Origin of the sequence: Variovorax sp. OV329, from assembly GCF_900114785.1 — a bacterium.
GTDB lineage: Bacteria > Pseudomonadota > Gammaproteobacteria > Burkholderiales > Burkholderiaceae_C > Variovorax.
Genome location: NZ_FOUG01000010.1, coordinates 98893 through 119968, shown reverse-complemented (window position 1 = coordinate 119968; position 21076 = coordinate 98893). Strand labels below are relative to the sequence as shown.

Here is a 21076-nt window from a genome sequence, read left to right as displayed (position 1 = left end):
CTTCTTCCAGGGATTGCTATGACGACGACGCTCCAGAGTTACATCGGAGGCCGCTGGATCGGCCAGGAGGCCGCGCAGGAACTGCGCAGCGCCATCAACGGCCAGGTGGTGGCCCGCACGCATGCGGAAGCCATCGACTTCGGCGAGGCCGTGGCCCATGCGCGCGACAAGGGCCTGCCGGCCCTGCTGGCGCTGGACTTCCAGCAGCGCGCCGAGCGCCTGAAGGCCATGGCCAAGTACCTGGCGCAGAACAAGGAAAAGCTCTACGCCATCTCGGCCCACACCGGCGCCACGCGAGCCGACAGCTGGGTCGACATCGAGGGCGGTGCCGGCACCCTGGTCGCCTATGCGGGCATGGGCAGCAACGAACTGCCCTCGGGCAACGTGGTGCACGAAGGCCCGGCCATCCCGCTGGGCAAGAAGGGCGGCTTTGCCGGCACGCACATCCTGGTGCCGCGCCAGGGCCTGGCGGTGCACATCAATGCCTTCAACTTCCCGGTGTGGGGCCTCCTGGAGAAGTTCGCGCCCTGCTTCCTCGCGGGCATGCCCTGCATCGGCAAGCCGGCCACTGCCACCAGCTACCTCACCGAGGCGCTGGTGCGCCTGATGAACGAGTCGGGCATCCTGCCCGAGGGCAGCCTGCAACTGGTTGTCGGCAGCACCGGCGACCTGCTGGACCGCCTGGACGGGCGCGACATCGTCACCTTCACCGGCTCGGCCGACACCGCGGCGAAGCTGCGCGTGAACCCCAACATCGTGCGCAACTCGGTCGGCTTCAATGCCGAGGCCGACTCGCTCAACTGCGCCATCCTCGCGCCCGACGTCACGCCGGACGACGAGGAGTTCGATCTCTTCGTGAAGGAAGTGGCGCGCGAGATGACCGTGAAGGCCGGCCAGAAGTGCACCGCCATCCGCCGCGCCATCGTGCCGCGCCAACATCTGGATGCCGTGGCCGAACGCCTGCGCGCCCGCCTGGCCAAGACCGTGATCGGCGACCCCTCGCGCGAGGAAGTGCGCATGGGCGCGCTGGCCTCGCATGCGCAGCGCAGCGACGTGGCCGAGCGGGTGGCCGAGCTGATGAAGGTGGCAGAGCTGGTCTACGGCGAGCGCGACGGCTTCGCACCGGTGGGTGAGGGCGTGGGCGAGGGCGCCTTCTTCGCGCCCACACTGCTGCTCTCGCGCGACCCGCTCACGCATGACGCGGTGCATGACGTGGAAGCCTTCGGCCCGGTGAGCACGCTGATGCCCTACGACGGCATCGAGGAGGCCGTGGCGCTGGCGGCGCGGGGCCGCGGCAGCCTGGTGGGCACGCTGGTCACGCGCGACGCCGCCACCGCCGCCAAGGTGGTGCCGCAGGTGGCGGCGCTGCACGGCCGCATCCTGGTGCTGGACCGCGAGGCCGCGGGCGAATCCACCGGCCACGGCTCGCCCTTGCCGCAGCTCAAGCACGGCGGCCCGGGCCGCGCCGGCGGCGGCGAGGAACTGGGCGGCGTGCGCGCAGTCAAGCACTACCTGCAGCGCACGGCGGTGCAGGGCTCGCCCAGCATGATCGCGGCCATCACCGGCGAGTACATGCGCGGTGCCAAGCTCAACGAGAGCGAGCTGCATCCCTTCCGCAAGCACTTCGAAGACCTGCAGATCGGCGACTCGCTGCTCACGCATCGCCGCACCGTCGGCGAGGCTGACATCGTCGCCTTCGGCGGCATCTCGGGCGACTACTTCTACATGCACTTCGACGAGATCGCGGCCGCCGAGTCGCCCTTCGGCAAGCGCATCGCGCACGGCTACTTCGTGCTGTCGGCGGCGGCGGGCCTGTTCGTGTCGCCGGCGCCGGGCCCGGTGCTGGCCAACTACGGGCTGGACACGCTGCGCTTCGTCAAGCCGGTGGGCATCGGCGACACGATCCGTGCGCGCCTGACCTGCAAGCGCAAGATCGACCGCAACCGCAAGGACGCCAACGGCGTGGGCCAGGGCGTGGTCGCCTGGGACGTGGAAGTGACCAACCAGCACGGCGAACTGGTGGCCAGCTACGACATCCTCACGCTGGTGGCCAAGCGCGGCTCGACCGACAACGCAGGAGCATCGCAATGATCAAGGTCTCGGTGATCTATCCCAACGACGAAGGCAGCACCTTCGACATGGACTACTACCTCGACAAGCACATCCCGCTGTGCCAGCAGCTGCTGGGTGCGGCGCTGCTGAAGGCGGAGGTGGACGAGGGCCTGAGCGGCGCGGCGCCCGACAGCCGCGCGCCCTTCGTGGCGGCGGTGCACATGTATTTCGAGTCGACGACCGCCTTCTACGAGGCCTTCGGCCCGAACGCCAAGGCAATCCGCAGCGACGTGCCCAACTACACCAGCATCAAGCCGCTGACGCAGGTCGCCAAGGTGCGCTGAGCAGGGCAGGGCGCGCAAGACCCTCGTCGCCGAGCGGTCTGCACGCCGCGGCGTGGCCGCGGGGAGAATGTCCGGTTCACTGGAACGAGCTGGAGATGCCATGTTGCAAGACGCTCTGATGTACTCCTACATCCCTGCCAGGGACGTGAACCGCGCGCGCAGCTTCTACGAAGAGAAGCTGGGGTTCAGGCCCTCGCGCGAGATCGGCGGCGGCGTGACCTACGTGTGCGCCGGCGGTACCGCCTGCTTCCTCTACCCCACCCCCAACGCCGGCACCTCGGCCGCCAGCCAGGCTTTCTGGGAAGTGGCCGACATCGAGCGCGAGGTGTCGGCGCTGAAAGACAAGGGCGTCGCTTTCGAGGAATACGACATGCCCGGCCGCGCGCCCGACCTGCCCATCTACACCGCCGGCGGTGCCAGGGCCGCCTGGTTCAAGGACACCGAGGGCAACATCATGGCGATCATCCAGACGATGTAGCCGGCGCGCGCGTCAGCGCTCGCGCAGCACCAGGGTCTGGACAGCGATGCCGATGCTTCCCTGCTGGTCGAAGAGCAGCGACTGGGTGACGCCCGCGCCGCCCGCATCGGCCTGCGTCTGCGATTGCAGGCCGATCCATTCGCCCACCGGCTGGCGATGCAGGTGCAGGCTGAGGTCGGCATTGGCGAATACGTAACGTTCAGCAGGCAGCACCCAGCTCAGGCCATTGCCGAAGTCGGCCGCTGCCGCCGTGCGCATCGCGGGCGAGGCGGGGAGCGCGTCGACGAAGGGAACCGCCAACCGGAACCAGGCCGCGCCGCCGCCGGGCTGCGAGGGGTCGCCCTGGGCATTGCGCGTCTCGACGGCGCTGCTGTAGAAGGACGCGCCCTCGGGCAGTCCTGGAATGCGCAGGCGTTCGGCGCAGTCGGCCGGCAGCGGGCGCAGCTGCGCCGGCGTCCAGCCCGGCATGCCTTCGGGCAACTGCAGCGACTGGTGGCGCAGCATGAGCACCTGCGCGCGGGCCACCAGGGTGCTGCCGTCGAAGAGCTCGATAGAGATGCGGGTGGTGGCACGCGAAGCCTGCTTGTGCACCTGCGTGCGCAGCGGGCTCACCGGCACGGGGCGCACCAGCTCGACCGTCATGCGCCCCAGCTGCCAGCCGGGCTCGCCCACGGCCTGCTCGGCCACGTGCACGAACAGGCCGCAGGGCGCGCCGCCGTGCTGGGCGCGCGGGTCCCAGGGGCCGCGGGACAGCACGGTGGGATGCCAGCTGTCCTCGCCCTGGCGCGTGAACACGGATCCGGGCAGCGGGGCTTGTTCGGGGGATATGCGATCGGTCATGCGCTCTGTCCTGTTGGCGCCGCGGCGGCGCGCTCCTGGGGCCACCGGCCACAATGCGGCCATGCGTGCAGTTGCAGGAACGGATTCTAGGAACAAGGCCGGACGGGGTCGTCCTCCATGCGGGGTGCGGTGAAGGCACGGCCCGCTCGCAGCGCCGCTGCGCGCCGCAGGCCGCAGCAGCCGCGCGCGCAGCAGACCGCACGTGCCCTGCAGGAGGCGCTGGTGCAACTGCTGGCGGGGCGCGACTATGCCGGCATCTCGATTCGCGAGATCGTCTCGGTGGCGGGCACGGGCCTGGGCAGCTTCTACGAATACTTCGCCAGCAAGGACGACCTGGCGCGTGTGTGCCTGCACCTGCGCAGCAAGGCGCTGCTGGCGGCCCTGCAGGCAGCCGGCGAGCGCTGCGCAGGGCAGCCGCTGGCAGACGTCGCGGCGGCCGTGGTCGATGCGCTGGCCGACGCGCATCGCGGACCTGCCAGCGAATGGGATGCGCACTACCTGCTGGAGCGCCATCTCTCGGGTGCCGAGGCCTATCGCAAGATGTACGAGCGCTTCGTCGACGGCTGGGCGCAGGCCTTTGCCGGTGCTGCCGATCCGCTGCCTGCCGGACGCCTGCGCGAGGCGGCCCTGCTGAGCCACACGCTGGCCTACGGCCTTTTCTCCAACGCTTTCATCGGCAGCCGGGGCCAGGGCGTCGATGTCGCCCGCCTGGGGTGTTGCGCGCGCGACGCGGTGCTGGCCTGCGTGGCCGCCGCTGCGCAAGGAAGATGAGGCCTGAGCCGCGTGGCGCCCCCTAGAATTGCTGGCTTCTGGATGTAGAGGTCGAAGGATGAACGAGCGGGTGGGAGCTGCGGTCTTGCTGTGGGCGCTGGTGGCGCTCGGCGCTGGCCCGGCCTGGGCGGGTCATGGCGATCGCGACTGGTTCACGGTCAGCGGCGATCCGACGCTGGCCAACGGGGACACGGTGCAGGTCGATCCGGTGGCCACGCGCACCGAGGGCGACATGCGCACCATGCGCGTGCGGGTGAGCCGTTCGCAGGAACGCCGCAATTGGGATGACGTGCCCTACCGCTCCTACGAGGCGCGCGTGGCCATCAATTGCCGCAGCCGGCGGGCCCACTACCTTGATGCGGTGTTCTACCTGCAGCCGCAGTGGGAAGGCCCCGCCCACCTGTCGGCCAACTATCAGAAGAACCCGCAGCCCATGCTCTTCAAGGGCATGAACCCCAACCCCACCGAGCGCATCATCCGCGCGGCCTGCCGCCCGCCGGGCTGATCCAGCGCGCGGCGACGCCTAGAAGGTGAAGCGCATGCCGCCGATCCACTGCGTGAGGTCGTTCTCGGTGGTGCTGGTGATGCCGCTGGGAATCGAGAAGGACGCGCGGCCGAGGCCCGCCCCCTCCTGGTTGCGGAAGTAGGTCAGGCCCGTGTAGAGCGTGGTGCGCTTGGACAGCGAGTACTCATAGCCCACGCCCAGGCCTTCGGTTCTCGCGTTGTCGATGTACTTCGGCCGGTTCACCACGTACTGGATCTTGACCAGGCTGGTGCCCAGGCGATAGTCGGCGCCCACCCACCAGCCGTTGCCGTCCTGGTTGGCGGGGCTGCGGTCGTCCACTTGGAGGTAGCCGCCGCGCAGGCGCAGGCTGCCGTAGCTGTAGGCGCCGCCCACGATGTAGCTGCGGCGGTGCGCATCGGGCGTGACACTGCCGCCGCGGTCGTCGACCATGGCGGCCGAGATGGCCACCGGACCCTGGGCATAGCGCGCATAGGCGTCGTAGACGCGGTTGCCGCCGGCGTCGTTCACCACTTCGCCGAAGCCGCCCTGCACGCCAAAGCGGAAACCGCCCCAGGTGGGTGATTCGTAGCGCGCCGAGTTGTTCAGCCGCGCCGGGCCGCCGTTGCCGGTGGCGCTGTCGGCGGAGCCGCGCACCGGCTCGTAGCCGCCGAAGCCCCCGATCACCGACGTGCTGGGACCGTTGGACAGGTTGGAGAAGGTGCTGAACTCGTCCGAGATGCGATACAGGCTGGAGTACTGCCGGCCCAGCATCACCCGGCCGAAGGGCTCGTAGCCGAAGCCGACATAGGACTGGCGGCCGAAGATGGCGTTCTGGCCATAGGTGCCCTCGTCCATGTTCAGGCCGGTCTCGAGCACGAAGTCGGCATCCAGGCCGCCGCCCAGGTTCTCCCGCCCGCGAAAGCCGAGCCGAGAGCCCGACAGGCCGCCCGACTGCAGACGCTGCACGCGTCCGTTGCCGCCCCACAGGCCCTCGCCATACATGTCGGCCACGCCATAGACCGTGAGGGTGTCCTGCGCCTGGGCAAAGCCCGCCAGCGCGAAGATTCCCAGACCCGTCAGAGGCTTGCGCCAGGAAAGCAAATGGAGCATCTGAAGCACTTCTTATGGTTTGCTTGGGAATCGATTACACGCGGACAGCCCGGCTGTTGCAAGTCCTCGCAAGGAGTGTTGCAGGGCCGCCAATCACTGTTGCCAGACCTCAACGCTTCCGGCTTACATTAGCCATTCCATCAATTGAGCGCTGTCGACTCAAGGAGGGATTCGCATGAATATCCGCGGCAAAGCGGCATGGGATGAGTGGTGGGTCTTGCCGGCGTCGTTGTCGCTGGCAGCATCGGTGTTCCTCGTGGGCTGCGGCAAGAAGGAAGCGGCCGCTCCGGCCGCGCAGGCGCCCGAGGTCTCCGTCCTCACGGTCAAGGCACAGACGGTGCCGGTCACCTTCCAGTTCGTCGGCCAGACCGAGAGCTCTCAGCAGGTGGAGATTCGGGCACGGGTCAATGGCTTCCTCGAAAAGCGCGTCTACACCGAGGGCAGCTTCGTGCAGCCCGGCCAGGTGCTCTTCCGCATGGACAGGAAGCCCTTCGAAGCCGACCTGCAGGCGGCCAAGGGCGAACTTGCGCAGCAGCAGGCGCGCCTGACCACCGCGCGCGCCAACCTCAATCGCGTCAAGCCGCTGGTGGCCGACAACGCCCTGGCCGCCAAGGACCTGGACGATGCCACCGGCCAGGAGCAGGCCGCCGCCGCCGCGGTCGAGGCCGCCAAGGCCAAGGTGGCCGAGTCCACGCTCAACCTGGGCTACACCACCATCGAATCGCCCCTGGCAGGGCTGAGTTCCTTTGCCAAGGTGCAGGACGGCGCCTATGTCAGCGCCGCCAACAGCCTGCTGACCTATGTCGCACGGCTGGACCCGATGCGGGTGAACTTCAGCCTCAGCGAAAACGAGAGCCTGCGCCTGCGCGAGGAGATCGCCAAGGGGCAACTGCATGCAGCGCCGCGCGACGACTACGAGGTCGAACTGGTGCTGGCCGACGGCTCGGTCTTCCCGGCGCATGGCCGCATCACCTTCGCCGACGCCTCCTTCAGCCAGGAAACCGGCACCTTTCTTCTGCGTGCCGAGCTGCCCAATCCCAAGGGCACGCTGCGCCCCGGTCAGTTCGTGCGCGTGAACGTGCTGGGCTTCGCTCGACCCAACTCCATCGTCGTGCCGCAGCGTGCCGTGCAGCAGGGCCCGCGCGGCGCGTTCGTCTGGATCATCGACAAGGACAACAAGGCGCAGTTGCGGCCGGTCGAGGCCGGCGACTGGATGGGTGACCAGTGGCTGGTGGGCGGTGGCCTGAAGGACGGCGACCGGGTGGTGGTCGACGGCTTCCTGCGCCTGGCGCCGGGCGTGCCGGCCAAGACGAAGGACGTGCCCGCCGAGCCGCTGCCGCAACGCGCGGCGGCGGGCACCAGTGCAGCGGGCGCCGGCGTGCCGGGCACGCCGGCCGGAACGGTGGGCGCGGCTGCACCGGCAGCCACTGCGCAGGCGTCGGGTGCGCCGGCGGCCGGCGCGCAGGCAAGTGCGGTCGGGGGCGGCACCACCGTTGCCGCAGCACCCGGTGCAGCGACGGCTGCACCAGCCAGCGCACCGCCGGCGGGCGCCGCGGCGGGCGCCAGGAACGCGGTGTACTTCGAGCCCAACCGCGCCAAGGTCGATGCCACCGGCCAGGCCCGCCTGACGGAGATTGCAGCCGAGATCAGGAAGCAGCCCACCGCGCGCGCCGCGGTACAAGGCTATGTCGACGCCAGCGGCAGCGCCGCGCGCAACAAGACCCTGGCCAGGCAGCGGGCGGAGGCGGTGCGCGACGTGCTGGTCGCCGCCGGCGTCCCGGCCGCGAACATCACGCTCGAGAAGCCGTCCAACATCGTGGGCGGCGAATCGGCAGCGATGGCGCGCCGGGTCGATGTCGTGCTGGCGGGGGCCCGATGAAGCTGGCGCATTTCTTCATCGACCGTCCGATCTTCGCGAGCGTCATCTCCATCATCCTGGTCATCGCCGGGGCGGTGGCGATGCTGAACCTGCCCATCGCGCAGTTCCCCGAGATCACGCCGCCGCAGATCTCCGTCACGGCCACCTACCCCGGCGCCAGTGCCGAAGTGGTGGCGCAGAACGTGGCCGCGCCCATCGAGCAGCAGGTCAACGGCGCCGACTACATGATGTACATGAACTCGACCTCGAGTTCGACCGGCAACCTGACGCTGTCGGTGTTCTTCGAGATCGGCACCGACCCGTCGCTGGCGCAGGTGGACGTGCAGAACCGGGTGAACCTGGCACTGCCCACGCTGCCCTCGGCGGTGAGCGCACAGGGCGTCTCGGTGGCCAAGAAGTCGCAAGCCTTCATGATGATCGTGGCGATCTACTCGCCCGACCAGAGCCTGGACCAGACCTACGTGGCGAACTACGCCAACATCAACGTCCTGGACAACATCAAGCGTATTCCCGGCGCCAACCAGAGCTCCATTTTCGGCTCGCCCGACTACGCCATGCGCCTGTGGCTCAAGCCCGACCGCATGGCCAGCCTGGGCCTCACCGCCACCGACGTGCAGAACGCGGTGGCGCAGCAGAACCAGCAGTTCGCCGCCGGCCGCCTGGGCGCCTCGCCCACGGCCGCGCCGGTGCAGCAGACCTTTCCGGTGGCCACCTCGGGCCGCATGACCGAGCCCTCGCAGTTCGAGAACATCATCCTGCGCGCGCAGTCGGGCACCGGCGCCATCGTGCGGGTCAAGGACATCGGCCGGGCCGAGCTGGGCGCCAAGGACTACTCGATCCGCTCCAAGTACAACGGCAAGACGGCCACGCTCATCGCCATCTACCAGCAGCCCGGCGCCAACGCCCTGCAGGTGGCCACCGACGTGCGCAAGGCGCTGACCCAGATGAAGGGCACCTTCCCGCCGGGACTGGACTACGACATCGCGCTGGACACCACCGAGTTCGTCAAGGAATCGATCAACGAGGTGGTCCACACCTTCTTCGAGGCCGTGGTGCTGGTCGTGCTGGTGGTGTTCATCTTCCTGCAGAGCTTTCGCGCGACCATCGTGCCGATCCTGGCGGTGCCCGTGTCCATCATCGGCGCCTTCATCGGCATGTCGGCCATGGGCTTCTCGATCAACATGCTGACCCTGTTCGGCATGATCCTGGCCATCGGCATCGTGGTGGACGACGCCATCGTGGTGGTGGAGAACGTCGAGCGGAACATGAACGAGTTCGGGCTCGACCCCAAGACCGCGGCCAAGCGCGCCATGGACGAGGTGAGCGGGCCGGTGGTGGCCATCGTGCTGGTGCTGTGCGCGGTGTTCATCCCGGTGGCCTTCCTCTCGGGCATCACCGGCCAGCTGTACAAGCAGTTCGCCATCACCATCGCGGTGTCGGTGGTGCTCTCGGGCATCGTGGCGCTGACGCTGTCGCCGGCGCTCGCGGCCATCCTGCTCAAGCCGCATCCGCCCGGCAAGCACGAGAAGAAGGGCTTCTTCGGCTGGTTCAACCGCAACTTCGACAAGCTCACCAACAGCTACGGTCGCAGCACGCAGCTGGTGATCAAGCGCGTGCTGGTGGCCCTGCTGCTGATGGTTGGCATGGTCGCCATCATGATGGGCCTGTTCAAGAGCGTGCCTGGCTCCTTCCTGCCGGTGGAAGACCAGGGCTACATCTACACCGCCGCGGTGCTGCCCGATGCCGCGAGCCTGGACCGCACCGAGGCCGCCACCGACCGGGCGCAGCAGTGGTTCTCCAAGCAGCCGGGCGTGAAGTCCGTGGCCACCGTGCCGGGCTTCAGCCTGATCGACTCGCAGAACAAGTCCAACGCCGGCGTGCTCTTCGTGTCGCTCAAGGGCTTTGCAGAACGGCAGGCGGCGTCGGACAAGGCGGATGCGCTCATCCGCCAGGCCGGCCACGAGTTCTCGAAGAACGAGGACTCGCTGATGATTCCGGTGAACCCGCCCTCCATCCCGGGCCTGGGCACCACCGGCGGCTTCGAGTTCTGGGTGCAGAGCGAGGGCGATGCCCCGCTGCAGCGGCTGGAGGAACTCACCCGCGCCATCATCGCCAAGACGCGCGAGCGGCCCGAGCTGCAGGGCGTGAACTCCACCATCAACACCCGCTCGCGCCAGTTGATGGTGGACGTGGACCGCGACAAGGCCGAGAGCCTGGGCGTGCCGGTGGAAGACGTGTACTCCACGCTGCAGACGCTGTTCGGCTCGCTTTACGTGAGCCAGTTCCCCAAGAACAGCCGCCTGTTCCAGGTGATCCTGCAGGCAGAGCCCACCTACCGCACCAAGCCCGAAGACCTGCAGAACATGTACGTGCGCAGCCGCAGCGGCGACATGGTGCCGCTCAAGGCGGTGGCCAACACGCGCTACGTGGTGGGTGCCGACCTGGTCACGCGCTTCAACAACTATCCGGCGGCCAAGATCTCGGGCGGGCCCGCGCCCGGCTACAGCTCGGGCCAGGCGCTCAACGCCATGGAGGAGGTGGCCCGCGAGGTGCTGCCCGAGGGCTTCGCCTTCGCCTGGTCCGGCCAGGCCTACGAGGAAAAGAAGGCCGGCTCAACCGCGGGCATGGTGTTCGCCTTCGCGCTGGTGATGGTGTTCCTGATCTTGGCGGCGCAGTACGAGAAGTGGTCGCTGCCCGTAGGCGTGCTGCTGGCGGTGCCCTTCGCGCTCTTCGGCGCCATCCTCGCCATCTGGCTGCGCGGCACCGAGAACGACGTGTACTTCCAGATCGGGCTGACGGTGCTCATTGCGCTGGCGGCCAAGAACGCGATCCTGATCTTCGAGTTTGCGGTCGAGCTGCGCCACAAGGAAGGCATGTCGCCCTACGACGCCGCCGTGTCCGCCGCCAAGCTGCGTCTGCGTCCGATCATCATGACCTCGCTGGCCTTCATCCTGGGCTGCGTGCCGCTGGCGATTGCCAGCGGTGCCTCCTCGGCCAGCCGCCATTCGCTGGGCACCGGCGTCATCGGCGGCATGCTGGGCGCCACGGTGATCGCGATCTTCTTCATTCCGATGTTCTTCTGGGGCCTGGAAACCCTGAGCGAGCGAAGCGCCGGCAAGAAGAAAAAGGACGCGCCGGACACGCCGCCCGCCGGGGGCACGGCCGAGGGGGTGGACCATGCGTCGCACTGACTGGAGCAAGGGCGCGGCTGCAACTGCCGCACTGATGCTGCTGTCCGGCTGCCTGCTGGGGCCGGACTACAAGCGCCCGGAACTGGGCGCGCCCGAGCAGTTCCGCTTCACGCCGCCGCGCGACCAGATCAGCCCCAGCTCGGCCGACACGGCCTGGTGGAAGCTGTTCGGCGATGCGCAGCTGGACGCGTTGATCGACGAGGCGCTGGCCAGCAACCTGGACGTGGTCGCTGCCGCCGCGCGCGTGGACCAGTTCTATGGCGCCCTGGGCGTGACGCGTTCCGCGCTGTTCCCGCAGGTGGGCGCCGACCTGGGGGGCAGCCGCAACCGGGCCAGCAGCCTGAGTGCGGCGGGCGCACCTGTCACCAACCCCTACAACGCCGTGCAGGCCAGCCTGCTGGCCAGCTGGGAGATCGACCTGTTCGGCCGCACTCGCCGGCTGACCGAGTCGGCCACGGCGCAGCTCAACGCCAGCGAGGCCGCCCGCCGCGCCACGGTGCTGTCGGTGGTGGCGGCCGTGACCAGCGGCTACGTGAGCCTGCGCGACCTGGACCGCCAGGTGGACGTGGCGCGCGACACGATCAAGCTGCGCGCGGACTCGCTCAAGCTCTTCGAGCGGCGCTTCCAGGGTGGCGTGGTGTCGGAGCTGGAGCTGAGCCAGGCCCGATCGGAATACGCGACGGCCCTGCGCACCCTGCCGCAGCTGGAGCAGTCGGCGGCGCAGCAGGAGAACGCGCTCTCGGTGCTGGTGGGCCGCAACCCCGGCCCCATCGTGCGCGGCCGTGCCATCGACCAGCTGGCGATGCCGCCGGTCCCTGCCGGATTGCCATCGGAGCTGATCGAACGCCGGCCCGATTTGTTGGCGGCCGAGCAGGCGCTGGTCGCGGCCAATGCGCGCATCGGCGCGGCGAAGGCGGCGTACTTCCCCAGCATCTCGCTCACCGGCGCCTTCGGCGGGGCAAGCACCAGCCTGTCGGGCCTTTCAAGCGGGTCGGCGCGCGTGTGGTCCTACGGCCTGGACATCAGCGTGCCGATCTTCACGGCCGGTGCCATCGCCGGCCAGGTGGAGAGCGCGGAGGCAGGCCAGCGCGAGTCGCTGGCGCAATACCGCAAGGCGGTGCAGACGGGGTTCCAGGAGACCGAGGACGCGCTGGTCGGCGTGGACAAGACGCGGCTGGCGCTCGATGCATCCAGGCAGCAGACCGACGCGCTGGCCAACTATGCGCGGCTGGCGCGCAGGCGCTATGACGGGGGCTATTCGAGCTACCTGGAAGTGCTGGACGCGGAGCGCAGCCTGTTCAATGCGCAGCTGCAGCTGGCGCAGAGCCAGGCCGACGTGCTGCTGCAGGCCACGGCGCTCTACAAGGCGATGGGCGGCGGCTGGGTCGACCTGGCGGACCAGGCGACGCCCAAGCCGAAGAACGCGCCCGAAGCGCCGCCGCCCAAGGGCTAGGAATCCGGGCGGCTCAGCGCACGTAGGCGGCGCGGGCCTCGTGCACGATTCGCTCGCGCAGCAAGACGAGGCTGTCTTCGTCGCCGTCGCAGCTCTCGCGCAGCGCTTGGGCGGCGTCGGTATCGTCCAGCGTCTTCAGCAGGATGCGCAGTGCCTTGGACTGTGCCTTGGTGAATTCACCCTGGGCTTCGAAATCGCCGAGTTGCCGCAACGATGCGGTGGGGGCGAAGTCGCGGAACTCCAGAAGATCCAGCGCAAGCGAAAGCTGGTGCGAGGAGAGCGTGGGGATGGCGAGAGCTGTCATGTGGGCTGGGCCTCACTTCCTGAAAAAGAGATGAGGCAGTCTCTGTCCAAACGCTTAAGCCGCGCTGAAGCGGCTGCGATGCTCGCCCGTGCTTTCGTGGAGTGCTTCACGTCCCGGCCTTCGAGACGCCGTGCCCGTGCCATTGCGGCAACAGGCCCTAAGTACTCGTTCGCTGCTTCAGCTCAGGCCGGTGACCGGCAGCGCCGCGCCGTGAACCGCGCGCGCCGCATCGGAGGCCAGGAAGACGATCACCTGAGCCAGGTCGCGCGGCGCGACCCAGTTGGCCGGGTCGGCATCGGGCATGTCGGCACGGTTCTCCGGCGTGTCGATGATCGTGGGCAGCACGCAGTTCACGTTGATGTTCTGCGTGCGCAATTCGGCCGCCATCGACTCGGTCAGGCGGATCACCGCGCTCTTGGCCGCGATGTAGGCGCCCATGTTGGCCAGCCCTCGCTGCGCGGAGAAGGCGCCGATGTTGACGATCTTTCCGCTGCCCTGCTGCTGCATCTGCGGCACCACGGCATGGGCCATGTGCTGCACCGTGCGCACGTTCAGGTCGTAAAGGAAGTCCCAGGTCCTGGCCTCGGTGCCGTGCACGGGCGTGCCCATGCGAAAGCCCCCGGCCAGGTTGCACAGCACGTCGATGCGGCCGAAGCGCTTGACCACGGCCTGCGCCGCGGCGTCGGCCTCGGCGGGCTTGAGCAGGTCGGCGGAAAGGAACATGCGGCGCTCGCCCGCATCGCCGAAGACGGCGCTGAGCCGCTCGGCCTGCAGGTCGACCAGCGCAAGGCGTGCGCCGCGCGAGGAAAACTCCTCGGCCACCGCGCGGCCCAGGTTGCCGGCGGCGCCGGTGATCATCACGACGGCGTCGTCGAGGTTGCTGCTGGCAGTCATGTCAGGTGCTGGCCTTGGCCGAGTTGCGAGCCTCGAGATGGTACCGGCCCGTGCCGCGCGAGACCACGCGGTCGGTGGGCAGCACCGTGCCCGGTTCGTACTCGGGCTGGCCGGCGATGCGCTCGTACAGCGGCGCGAAGTCGATGTGCGCCAACTCCAGCAGTTGCTGCAGGCCGTCGATGACGAAGTAGCTTTCCTGGAAGTCGTCGATGCGGTAGCGGGTGCGCATCACGCGCTCCAGGTCGAAGCCGATGCGGTTGGGCGAGTCGTCTTCCAGCGCGAACACCGATTCGGTGCGGGAGGACGCAATGCCCGCGCCGTAGATGCGCACGCCGTCCTTCTGCTGCACCAGGCCGAACTCGACCGTGTACCAGTACACGCGCGCCAGCTTGTCCAGCACGCCCAGCTTCTGCGCGCGCAGGCCGCCGCGGCCATAGGCCTGGATGTAGTCGGCGATCACCGGGTTCATCAGCATCGGCACGTGGCCGAACACGTCGTGGAAGACGTCCGGCTCTTCCAGGTAGTCCAGTTCGTGCGGCTTGCGGATGAACTGTCCCGACGGAAAGCGCCGGTTGGCCAGGTGGTCGAAGAAGACTTCGTCGGGCACCAGGCCGGGCACCGCCACCACCTGCCAGCCGGTCTTTTGCATCAGCACCTCGGACAGGCGCCGGAAGTCGGGGATCTGGTCCGGGCCGATGGGCAGCTTGTTCATGCCGTCGACGAACTCGTCGCAGGCACGGCCGGGCAGCAGGCGCGACTGGCGCTCGAAGAGCGTCTTCCACACGGCGTGCTCGGCCGGCGTGTACTTCTCCCAGCCCTGGTCGATGGTCCAGTCGGCCCGCGTGGGCATATCGCCCGCGGCCAGGCCGTGCAGTTCCTTCGTTTCCTGCTCGATGGTTTCCAGCATGACGGTCCTCCCGCTGTTTGCGATGGCCTGGCTCAGGCCTTTTCCAGCACGCCGCGGTTGATCTGGTCGCGCTCCAGCGACTCGAACAGCGCCTTGAAGTTGCCTTCGCCGAAGCCTTCGCGGTAGTTGCCCTTGCGCTCGATGAACTCGAAGAACACCGGGCCCAGCAGCGGCTCCGAGAAGATCTGCAGCAACAGGCGCGGCTGGCCGCCTTCGGTCGTGCCGTCCAGCAGGATGCCGCGTGCCTGCAGCTCGGAAACTTCCTGGCCGTGGCCCGGCAGGCGCTTGGCCAGGTTCTCGTAGTAGATGTCGTTGGGCGCGCTCAGCAGCGGGATGCCGGCCATCTGCAACTGGTCGATGGACTCCAGCAGGTTGTCCGTCAGCAGGGCGATGTGCTGGATGCCCTCGCCGTTGAACTGCATCAGGAACTCCTCGATCTGCCCGCCGCCCTGCTTGGCTTCCTCGTTCAGCGGGATGCGCACCAGGCCGTCGGGCGCGGTCATGGCCTTGGAGGTCAGGCCGGTGTATTCGCCCTGGATGTCGAAGTAGCGGATCTCGCGGAAGTTGAACAGCCGCTCGTAGAAGGCTGCCCAATGCGCCATGCGGCCGCGGTAGACGTTGTGCGTGAGGTGATCCACCACCTGGAAGCCGTGGCCCTTGGGACGGCGGTCCACGCCCTCGATGAATTCGAAGTCGATGTCGTAGATCGACTTGCCGTCTTCGTAGCGGTCGATCAGGTACAGCGGCGCGCCGCCGATGCCCTTGATGGCCGGCAGGCGCAGCTCCATCGGGCCGGTGGCCATGTCCAGGGGTTGGGCACCCAGCTCCAGGGCGCGGGCATAGGCCTTGTGCGAATCCTTCACGCGGAAGGCCAGGCCGCAGGCCGAGGCGCCATGCTCGGCGGCGAAATACCAGGCCGGGCTCTGCGGTTCGCGGTTGACGATGAAGTTGATCTCGCCCTGGCGGTACAGCACCACGTCCTTGGAGCGGTGCCTGGCGACCAGCGTGAAGCCCAGCTTCTCGAAGATGGGTTCCAGCGTGTTGGCCACGGGCGCGGCGAATTCGACGAACTCGAAGCCTTGCAGTCCCATGGGGTTGTCGAACAGATCGGCCATGCCAGTGTCTCCATCGGTGGGTGGTTATCGGATGGATTCCGATGCTACGAATTCAGCGCGCAGTGTTACTGCGTTTTTCGGCTTTTGCAGTTCCGAGATTGCAGGATTCATGCAAAATCGTCCGGATGAGCGCTGAAGTTCAACTCGACAAGATCGATCTGCGCGTATTGGAGGTCTTGCAGGCCGATGGCCGCGCCACCTACGACCAGATTGCTGAAAAGGTGGGCCTCTCGCCCTCGGCCACGCTGCGGCGGGTCAAGCGGCTGGAGGAATCGGGCGTGATCTCGGGCTACGTGGCCCTGGTGCACCCCGAACGGGTGGGGCTGACCCTCACGGCCTACATCAACGTGCGGCTGGAAAAGCATGCCGAAACGCACAAGCGCAGCCCCATGGACGCCTTCCGCGCCTCGGTGCATGGCTGGCCCGAGGTGGTGGAGTGCAGCTCGCTCACGGGCGAGATGGATTACCTGCTGTGCGTGCGGGTGGCCGACATGGCCCATTACTCCCGATTCGTCATGGACACCCTGCTCAAGCACCCCAGCGTGCAGGATTGCAAGACCAGCTTTGTGCTGGAAAGCATCAAGCGCACGACCGCCTTGCCGTTGTGAACATTGCGAGCCATCCAAGGCACTCGAGATTTTTCAATAATCAGTGCGGAATTTGGCGAAATCGCGTTTTAATCCGCGTTGGACAGATGTTGTGAAACGTTAACCAAAGTTCTTGACCATTCTTGGGTTGTGTATAGACTGCCGACCGATTGTCTAGACCACAACGGAGAAGGAGTTCAAAAATGGGTTGGTTCATGCAAAAGCACGACATCTATGTCGGCGGCATTCTTGAAGAATTGAATCTGCGATTCGCCCCCGGCCAGGGAGCCGGTCTTTTTGGCGGGGTCGACGAAATGACTGCACTTCAAAAGGAGTTCAAGATTTTCAAGGTCGGCCGGTCCTTTCGCGCCAGCGCTGCGGTGCTGAACCTGGGCGCGCGCAATAACGAGGCGAAGAATGGCTGGCTCGAATACTTGGGCAGCCTCCATCAGCATCCCTCCAACAAGGGTGCAGCCAATGGCGACGCCGCCATTGTCCAGGCCCTCAAGAAGAACCTCGCTTCGAAGGCGCCGCTGCCGGTCCATTTCACTTCGCACGATCTCCAGCAGAACGATGCGGTGCAGATCACCGAGAAGGCCCGGCCCATCCACTACCTGGAGCAGGACTACCTCCTCATCTCGCTGCCCATGCAGTCCGTGCAGGCTGCGCGCGCCTCCATGCGCGGGAAGGCCAAGGCGCGGTCGACCGCCAAGAAGGCTGCCAAAAGCGCGAGCTGAGCAAGCCTGTGGGACTGCCTGCGCCAGAGGCTGCCACTTTGGCGCAAGAGTCCCTGCTTGCCTCCATTGGCGGGTACTACTCGGAAAAGGTCCGGGAGCACGGGGCGACGCCCCTGGGTGTCGACTGGTCCTGCGTTCCGACGCAGGAAATGCGTTTCGTGCAGTTGCTCAAGCTTTGCGACTTCAGCGAGGATTTCTCGCTGAACGATGTCGGCTGTGGCTACGGGGCGCTGCTGCAGTTTCTCAAGAGACGGTACAGGCGCCGGCAGATCCAGTACTTTGGAACCGACCTCAGCGACGGAATGATCGCGGCAGCCAGCCGGAAATGGAGAAGCCACCCGTCGGCTCGTTTTTCCCTCGCATCCCAAGGGCTGCAAATTTCTGATTATTCGGTGGCCAGCGGCATTTTCAACGTCAAATTGAATGGCGCGAACGAAGCGTGGGACGCAATCATTCGAAATTCCCTTCAGCGGATGCGGGATGCGAGTCGCAAGGGGTTTGCGGTGAATTTCCTGTCTGCGCCGTTAAATCCTGAATCTGGAATTGCAGAGCTCTATTTCGCCGAGCCCGAGCATTGGGCTGGCTATTGCGAACGGCAACTGAACACGGAAGTGGAGATTGTCCGGGGATACGGACTCAAGGAATTCACGTTATTGATGCGCCACCCGGGCTGATGGCGCCATCTCGAACGAGGTGCCGTCCGGCAATTCCTGCAGTGCCAGGTCCAGCTTCTTCTGCAGGATCGTCGCGCCGGTCACGTTGACCAGATCTCGGGCCCGTTCAAGCAGCAGCGGCACCCGTTCGGCTTGGCGGCTGCGCAGGAGGGCCGAGCCCAGCACGATCAGCGAGCGGCACTCCGCGATCCGGTTGCTTTGGAGGGTGGCGGCGGTGATGGCGCTTTCCGCGTAGCTGATCGCGCAGTCGTGCGCATCTTGCCCGAGGCAGCTTTCGGCGAGGCCCGCCAGGATTTCCGGTCCGAACTCGACGGCTGCCCTGGATTCCTTCAAGCGCGCCAAGGCTTCGTTGAAGGATGTCCGAGCCTGGGCAAAATCGCCCAGGACCGAGGCCGCAATGCCGGCGCAGTTGTGCGCGAAGATCTGGGCATAGGAACTGCTCGAGGTCGCGGCGAACTTCATGACCTGCTCCGAATGGTCGGCGACGAGTTCCTTGTCATCGCTGCACCAGGCGAGATCGATGTGGACGTGGTGAGCGATCTGCCTCATCACCGGGTCGGCATCCGAGGCGGCACGCCCCGCGAGCTGCGCCAGCAGTTGCAATGCTTCGTCGAATCGTCCCAGCCGGTTCAGCAGCCTGGCCCTGATCCCGCAGCCCCATTGGTCGGCATCGACGCCGATGAATTCGCGATCGAAGGTGTCGATCTGCGCCTGGCCCGCCAGGCCGGCGTCGTTCGCCGCGATGCCTTCGCGCAGGAGGCCCGACCAGGCGTAGGCGTGGCTGAGCGAAATGTCGAGCAGTGCCCTACGCCCTGCGCCGGTGGAATGCGGCGCCAGGGCCAGTGCCTTTCTGACGCATTGCACATACTCGTCCGAAGCGCCGCCGTTGGATTGCAGGCTGCGCCCCTGGGCGAAGAGGAGCAACTGCACCAGATTGACGTCCGTCTGCTCGGCAAGCGCCAGTGACTCCTCGACGATCTGCTGGATCTCTTCCTGGCGCAGGCCTTCTCGCCAGCCCAGCAGGACGATCCGGCCACCGGCGTGCGAGCGCAGGCTGCCGACCTCCTGGGTGGCAGGCTGGTTCTTCAGCAACTCCCGGACCTTGCGCCAATGCTTGGTGGCCTGGGATGCGTTGGTCGATGCGATCCATGCCGCGGCCTTCGCTTCGTGCTGCGCCGCCTTCAGGTGGGCGCCGGCAGCCGCATAGTGGTGGGCGATCAGAGCGGCAAATTCCTTGGCGCGACTGCGGTAGTACTCCTCCATGGCGCCCGCGACGGCCTCGTGCAGCGACGAGCGTCTCGCGCGCAATTGGGTTTCGTACGCCACTTCCTGGATGAGCGGATGCCGGAACGAGTATTCGAAGCCGGCTTCATCGGGCTGCAACTGGATGAAGTCTGCAGCGCACAAGCGCTCCAGGATTTCGCCGATGTCGCCCGAGACCTCTTCCCGGGCAATGCGCTCCAGAACGAACAGCGGAATGTCCTTGCCGATGACCGAGCACATCTGGAGCAATGACTTGTCGGCTGGACTCAGGCGGTCGATGCGTGCCCCGATGATCGATTGGACGTTGAACGGGAGCGATCTTTCCAGTGCGTCGATCTTCCCCTCGACACTGGAGGCGACGAAGGAGATCACGTCCTCGTTCAGGGAGCGGACAAGCTCTTCCGCAAAGAGCGGATTTCCGCCGCTGCGTCGAATGATCAATTCGCGGGCGGCCGACAGGTTGCGGTGATAGCTGGTCAGGTCGCCGACGATCTGGCCGACGATCTCGTTGCTGAGGTCGTTCAGGTCCAGACGCCGATAGTTCGGCCCTGCCTGCCATGCGGCAGTGAAGACCGGCCGGTGATTCAGCAGCAGCAGAACCTTGGTGCCGACAACCGCAGTCACCAGTTCGGACAGGAACTCCAGGCTCGGCTCGTCGAGCCAATGCAGGTCTTCCAGCAGGATCAGCGTGACCTGCTCGCGTGGCTGGCGGACCAACTGCCGCGTGATGGCGAGCAGGCGCGAGCGCCTGGCCATGGAAGAAGACATTGGCGGCGCATCGTCGGAATTCGTCAGCCCGATGAACTCGGCCACCAGCGCCTCGTCCTGCGCATCCATCTGCAGGTCCCCGGCATGCTGGGCCGACAGGGCTTGCGATAGCTTCCTTCTGGCCGTTGCGGCGTCATCGATGTCCGAAATCTGGAAGAAGCACTTGCGAAACAGCTCGAGGATGGGCTGCAGCGGGGCTGCATGCCCATAGAGCTGCACGCGGACCTCATGCACGACCACGCCGCGCGCCCGGCACCAGGCCGCGAACTCCGAGCACAGGCGGCTCTTGCCCGCGCCCGGCTCGCCAGATATTCCGATGACCGGAGCTGCGCCTTTTTCCGCCTGCTCGATGGCCGACTGCAGCAACGCCGTCTCGACGGTGCGACCCCGGAACTGCGCCCGCGTGTTCCGGCGCAGCAGCCCCTCCGCCACGGCATTGCTGCGCGCCAGGCTGAAGAGCGAAGTCGGCGTGCCGATTCCCTTGAGCGGGACCAGGCCCAGGGCATCGCAGTCGTAGTGGTCGCCGGCTTGTGCACGGGTCGCCTGCGTGATCCGGATCTCGCCCGGCTCCGCGCTGGCCATCACTCGGCTGGCCAGATGGATGGTCAATCCGTGCACGCCATCGCTGCGTGCACTGATGCCCACCGTCGGGTCGGACGCGATCTGGCCGGTGTGCAGGCCGATGCGAACGCTCAGGCCCGAGGCGTCGTTCGCAAATACAGCCTGGATCCGAAGGGCAGCCTCGCAGGCCAGTCGAACGTGGCCCTCCAGAGTGCGCGGCGCTCCGAACAGGGCCAGCAGGCCGTCGCCGAGCGTGCGAACCACCGTGCCGCCATAACGCTCGACCGCTTCGCACATCTGGTGGACTGCCGGCTGCAGGCGCTGCATCGCGTCTTCAGGTCCCAGGTGTGCCACTGCTTCGGTGGAACTCGCGATGTCCGCGAACAACACCGTGGCAATCTTCAGTTCGCCACGATGCTCGGTGAGGCGAGTGGGCGCAACGACCTCCAGCGCCGCGGCGACAGCCGCCGGAGCCAGGCCGGTTCCGCAAGCTCCGCAGAATCTGGCCGTCGGGCCGTTCTCACGGCCGCAATGGGAGCAGAGCGAGCCAAACTGGCAACCGCAGCTCTCGCAGAAGCGGTTCGTGTCTGGATTGTTCGAGTTGCAAGCCGAGCATTGCATGGTGGCGCCGATCGACGATGGT

At 67.1% G+C, this 21076-nt stretch carries 18 protein-coding genes; 11 read left to right on the top strand and 7 right to left on the bottom strand.

What is annotated here, in order from left to right; genetic code table 11:
• The first annotated feature begins 18 nt into the window (after positions 1-18).
• The 3 genes from paaZ (at position 19) to BM345_RS17865 (ending at position 2874) form a co-directional block, all read left to right on the top strand.
• Entirely contained in the window at positions 19-2091 is a 2073-nt protein-coding gene (paaZ, locus tag BM345_RS17875) for a phenylacetic acid degradation bifunctional protein PaaZ (RefSeq protein WP_093381641.1), read from the top strand.
• Positions 2088-2396 (top strand): EthD family reductase, encoded by a 309-nt coding sequence (locus BM345_RS17870; RefSeq protein WP_093381640.1) that lies wholly within the window; start codon positions 2088-2090, stop codon positions 2394-2396. The genes paaZ and BM345_RS17870 overlap by 4 nt, the downstream gene beginning before the upstream one ends.
• 100 nt (positions 2397-2496) lie before the next feature.
• Positions 2497-2874: a VOC family protein gene (locus tag BM345_RS17865; RefSeq protein WP_175545041.1), complete on the top strand. Its 378-nt coding sequence runs from the start codon at positions 2497-2499 to the stop codon at positions 2872-2874.
• Positions 2875-2886: 12 nt separating this feature from the next.
• Here BM345_RS17865 and BM345_RS17860 read toward each other — a convergent pair whose 3' ends face one another.
• Entirely contained in the window at positions 2887-3714 is an 828-nt protein-coding gene (locus BM345_RS17860; protein WP_093381637.1) for a thioesterase family protein, read from the bottom strand.
• Positions 3715-3843: 129 nt separating this feature from the next.
• On the opposite strand from BM345_RS17860, the gene BM345_RS17855 reads away from it, so the two are divergent.
• Together BM345_RS17855 and BM345_RS17850 are read left to right on the top strand one after the other, a co-directional pair.
• Positions 3844-4485, top strand: coding sequence for a TetR/AcrR family transcriptional regulator (locus BM345_RS17855; RefSeq protein ID WP_254789792.1), 642 nt, complete (start codon positions 3844-3846; stop codon positions 4483-4485).
• A gap of 70 nt (positions 4486-4555) precedes the next feature.
• The gene (locus BM345_RS17850) at positions 4556-4990 is read left to right on the top strand and encodes a surface-adhesin E family protein (protein WP_139237545.1); all 435 of its coding nucleotides are present in this window, start codon (positions 4556-4558) and stop codon (positions 4988-4990) included.
• An 18-nt stretch (positions 4991-5008) separates the two neighbouring features.
• On the opposite strand, the gene BM345_RS17845 is transcribed toward BM345_RS17850, so the two are convergent.
• Complete coding sequence (locus tag BM345_RS17845) at positions 5009-6100, bottom strand: porin (protein WP_093381632.1); 1092 nt, start codon at positions 6098-6100, stop codon at positions 5009-5011.
• Between the two features lie 175 nt (positions 6101-6275).
• Here BM345_RS17845 and BM345_RS17840 point away from each other — a divergent pair, with 175 nt between their 5' ends.
• Genes BM345_RS17840 through BM345_RS17830 form a run of 3 tightly spaced genes read left to right on the top strand, consistent with a single transcriptional unit; the run spans position 6276 to position 12623 of the window.
• Positions 6276-7979 carry an efflux RND transporter periplasmic adaptor subunit gene (locus BM345_RS17840; protein WP_093381631.1) on the top strand — a complete coding sequence of 568 codons (1704 nt, stop codon included), beginning with the start codon at positions 6276-6278 and terminating at the stop codon, positions 7977-7979.
• Entirely contained in the window at positions 7976-11170 is a 3195-nt protein-coding gene (locus BM345_RS17835) for an efflux RND transporter permease subunit (protein ID WP_093381629.1), read from the top strand. The genes BM345_RS17840 and BM345_RS17835 overlap by 4 nt, the downstream gene beginning before the upstream one ends.
• Entirely contained in the window at positions 11157-12623 is a 1467-nt protein-coding gene (locus tag BM345_RS17830) for an efflux transporter outer membrane subunit (RefSeq protein WP_139237544.1), read from the top strand. Before BM345_RS17835 ends, BM345_RS17830 begins: the two co-directional genes overlap by 14 nt.
• A 13-nt stretch (positions 12624-12636) precedes the next feature.
• Here BM345_RS17830 and BM345_RS17825 read toward each other — a convergent pair whose 3' ends face one another.
• The 4 genes from BM345_RS17825 to hppD all read right to left on the bottom strand — a co-directional run bounded on the left by BM345_RS17825 (position 12637) and on the right by hppD (position 15843).
• Positions 12637-12927 carry a hypothetical protein gene (locus BM345_RS17825; protein WP_093381627.1) on the bottom strand — a complete coding sequence of 97 codons (291 nt, stop codon included), beginning with the start codon at positions 12925-12927 and terminating at the stop codon, positions 12637-12639.
• A gap of 177 nt (positions 12928-13104) precedes the next feature.
• A complete protein-coding gene (locus BM345_RS17820) occupies positions 13105-13821 on the bottom strand; it encodes an SDR family oxidoreductase (RefSeq protein ID WP_093381626.1) in 717 nt (238 codons plus the stop codon).
• Position 13822: 1 nt separating this feature from the next.
• Positions 13823-14671, bottom strand: coding sequence for a phenylalanine 4-monooxygenase (gene phhA / locus BM345_RS17815; RefSeq protein ID WP_254789797.1), 849 nt, complete (start codon positions 14669-14671; stop codon positions 13823-13825).
• Between the two features lie 89 nt (positions 14672-14760).
• Positions 14761-15843, bottom strand: a complete 1083-nt coding sequence (hppD, locus tag BM345_RS17810) for a 4-hydroxyphenylpyruvate dioxygenase (protein ID WP_093381623.1) — start codon at positions 15841-15843, stop codon at positions 14761-14763.
• Between the two features lie 125 nt (positions 15844-15968).
• On the opposite strand from hppD, the gene BM345_RS17805 reads away from it, so the two are divergent.
• The 3 genes from BM345_RS17805 (at position 15969) to BM345_RS17795 (ending at position 17841) form a co-directional block, all read left to right on the top strand.
• Complete coding sequence (locus tag BM345_RS17805) at positions 15969-16451, top strand: Lrp/AsnC family transcriptional regulator (protein WP_093381621.1); 483 nt, start codon at positions 15969-15971, stop codon at positions 16449-16451.
• Between the two features lie 182 nt (positions 16452-16633).
• Positions 16634-17167 (top strand): hypothetical protein, encoded by a 534-nt coding sequence (locus tag BM345_RS17800; RefSeq protein ID WP_093381619.1) that lies wholly within the window; start codon positions 16634-16636, stop codon positions 17165-17167.
• Positions 17168-17205: 38 nt separating this feature from the next.
• Entirely contained in the window at positions 17206-17841 is a 636-nt protein-coding gene (locus BM345_RS17795) for a class I SAM-dependent methyltransferase (RefSeq protein WP_217653999.1), read from the top strand.
• Here BM345_RS17795 and BM345_RS17790 read toward each other — a convergent pair.
• Positions 17818-21054: an adenylate/guanylate cyclase domain-containing protein gene (locus BM345_RS17790; RefSeq protein ID WP_093381616.1), complete on the bottom strand. Its 3237-nt coding sequence runs from the start codon at positions 21052-21054 to the stop codon at positions 17818-17820. The two genes, BM345_RS17795 and BM345_RS17790, sit on opposite strands and share 24 nt — an antisense overlap.
• Between the last annotated feature and the right edge of the window lie 22 nt (positions 21055-21076).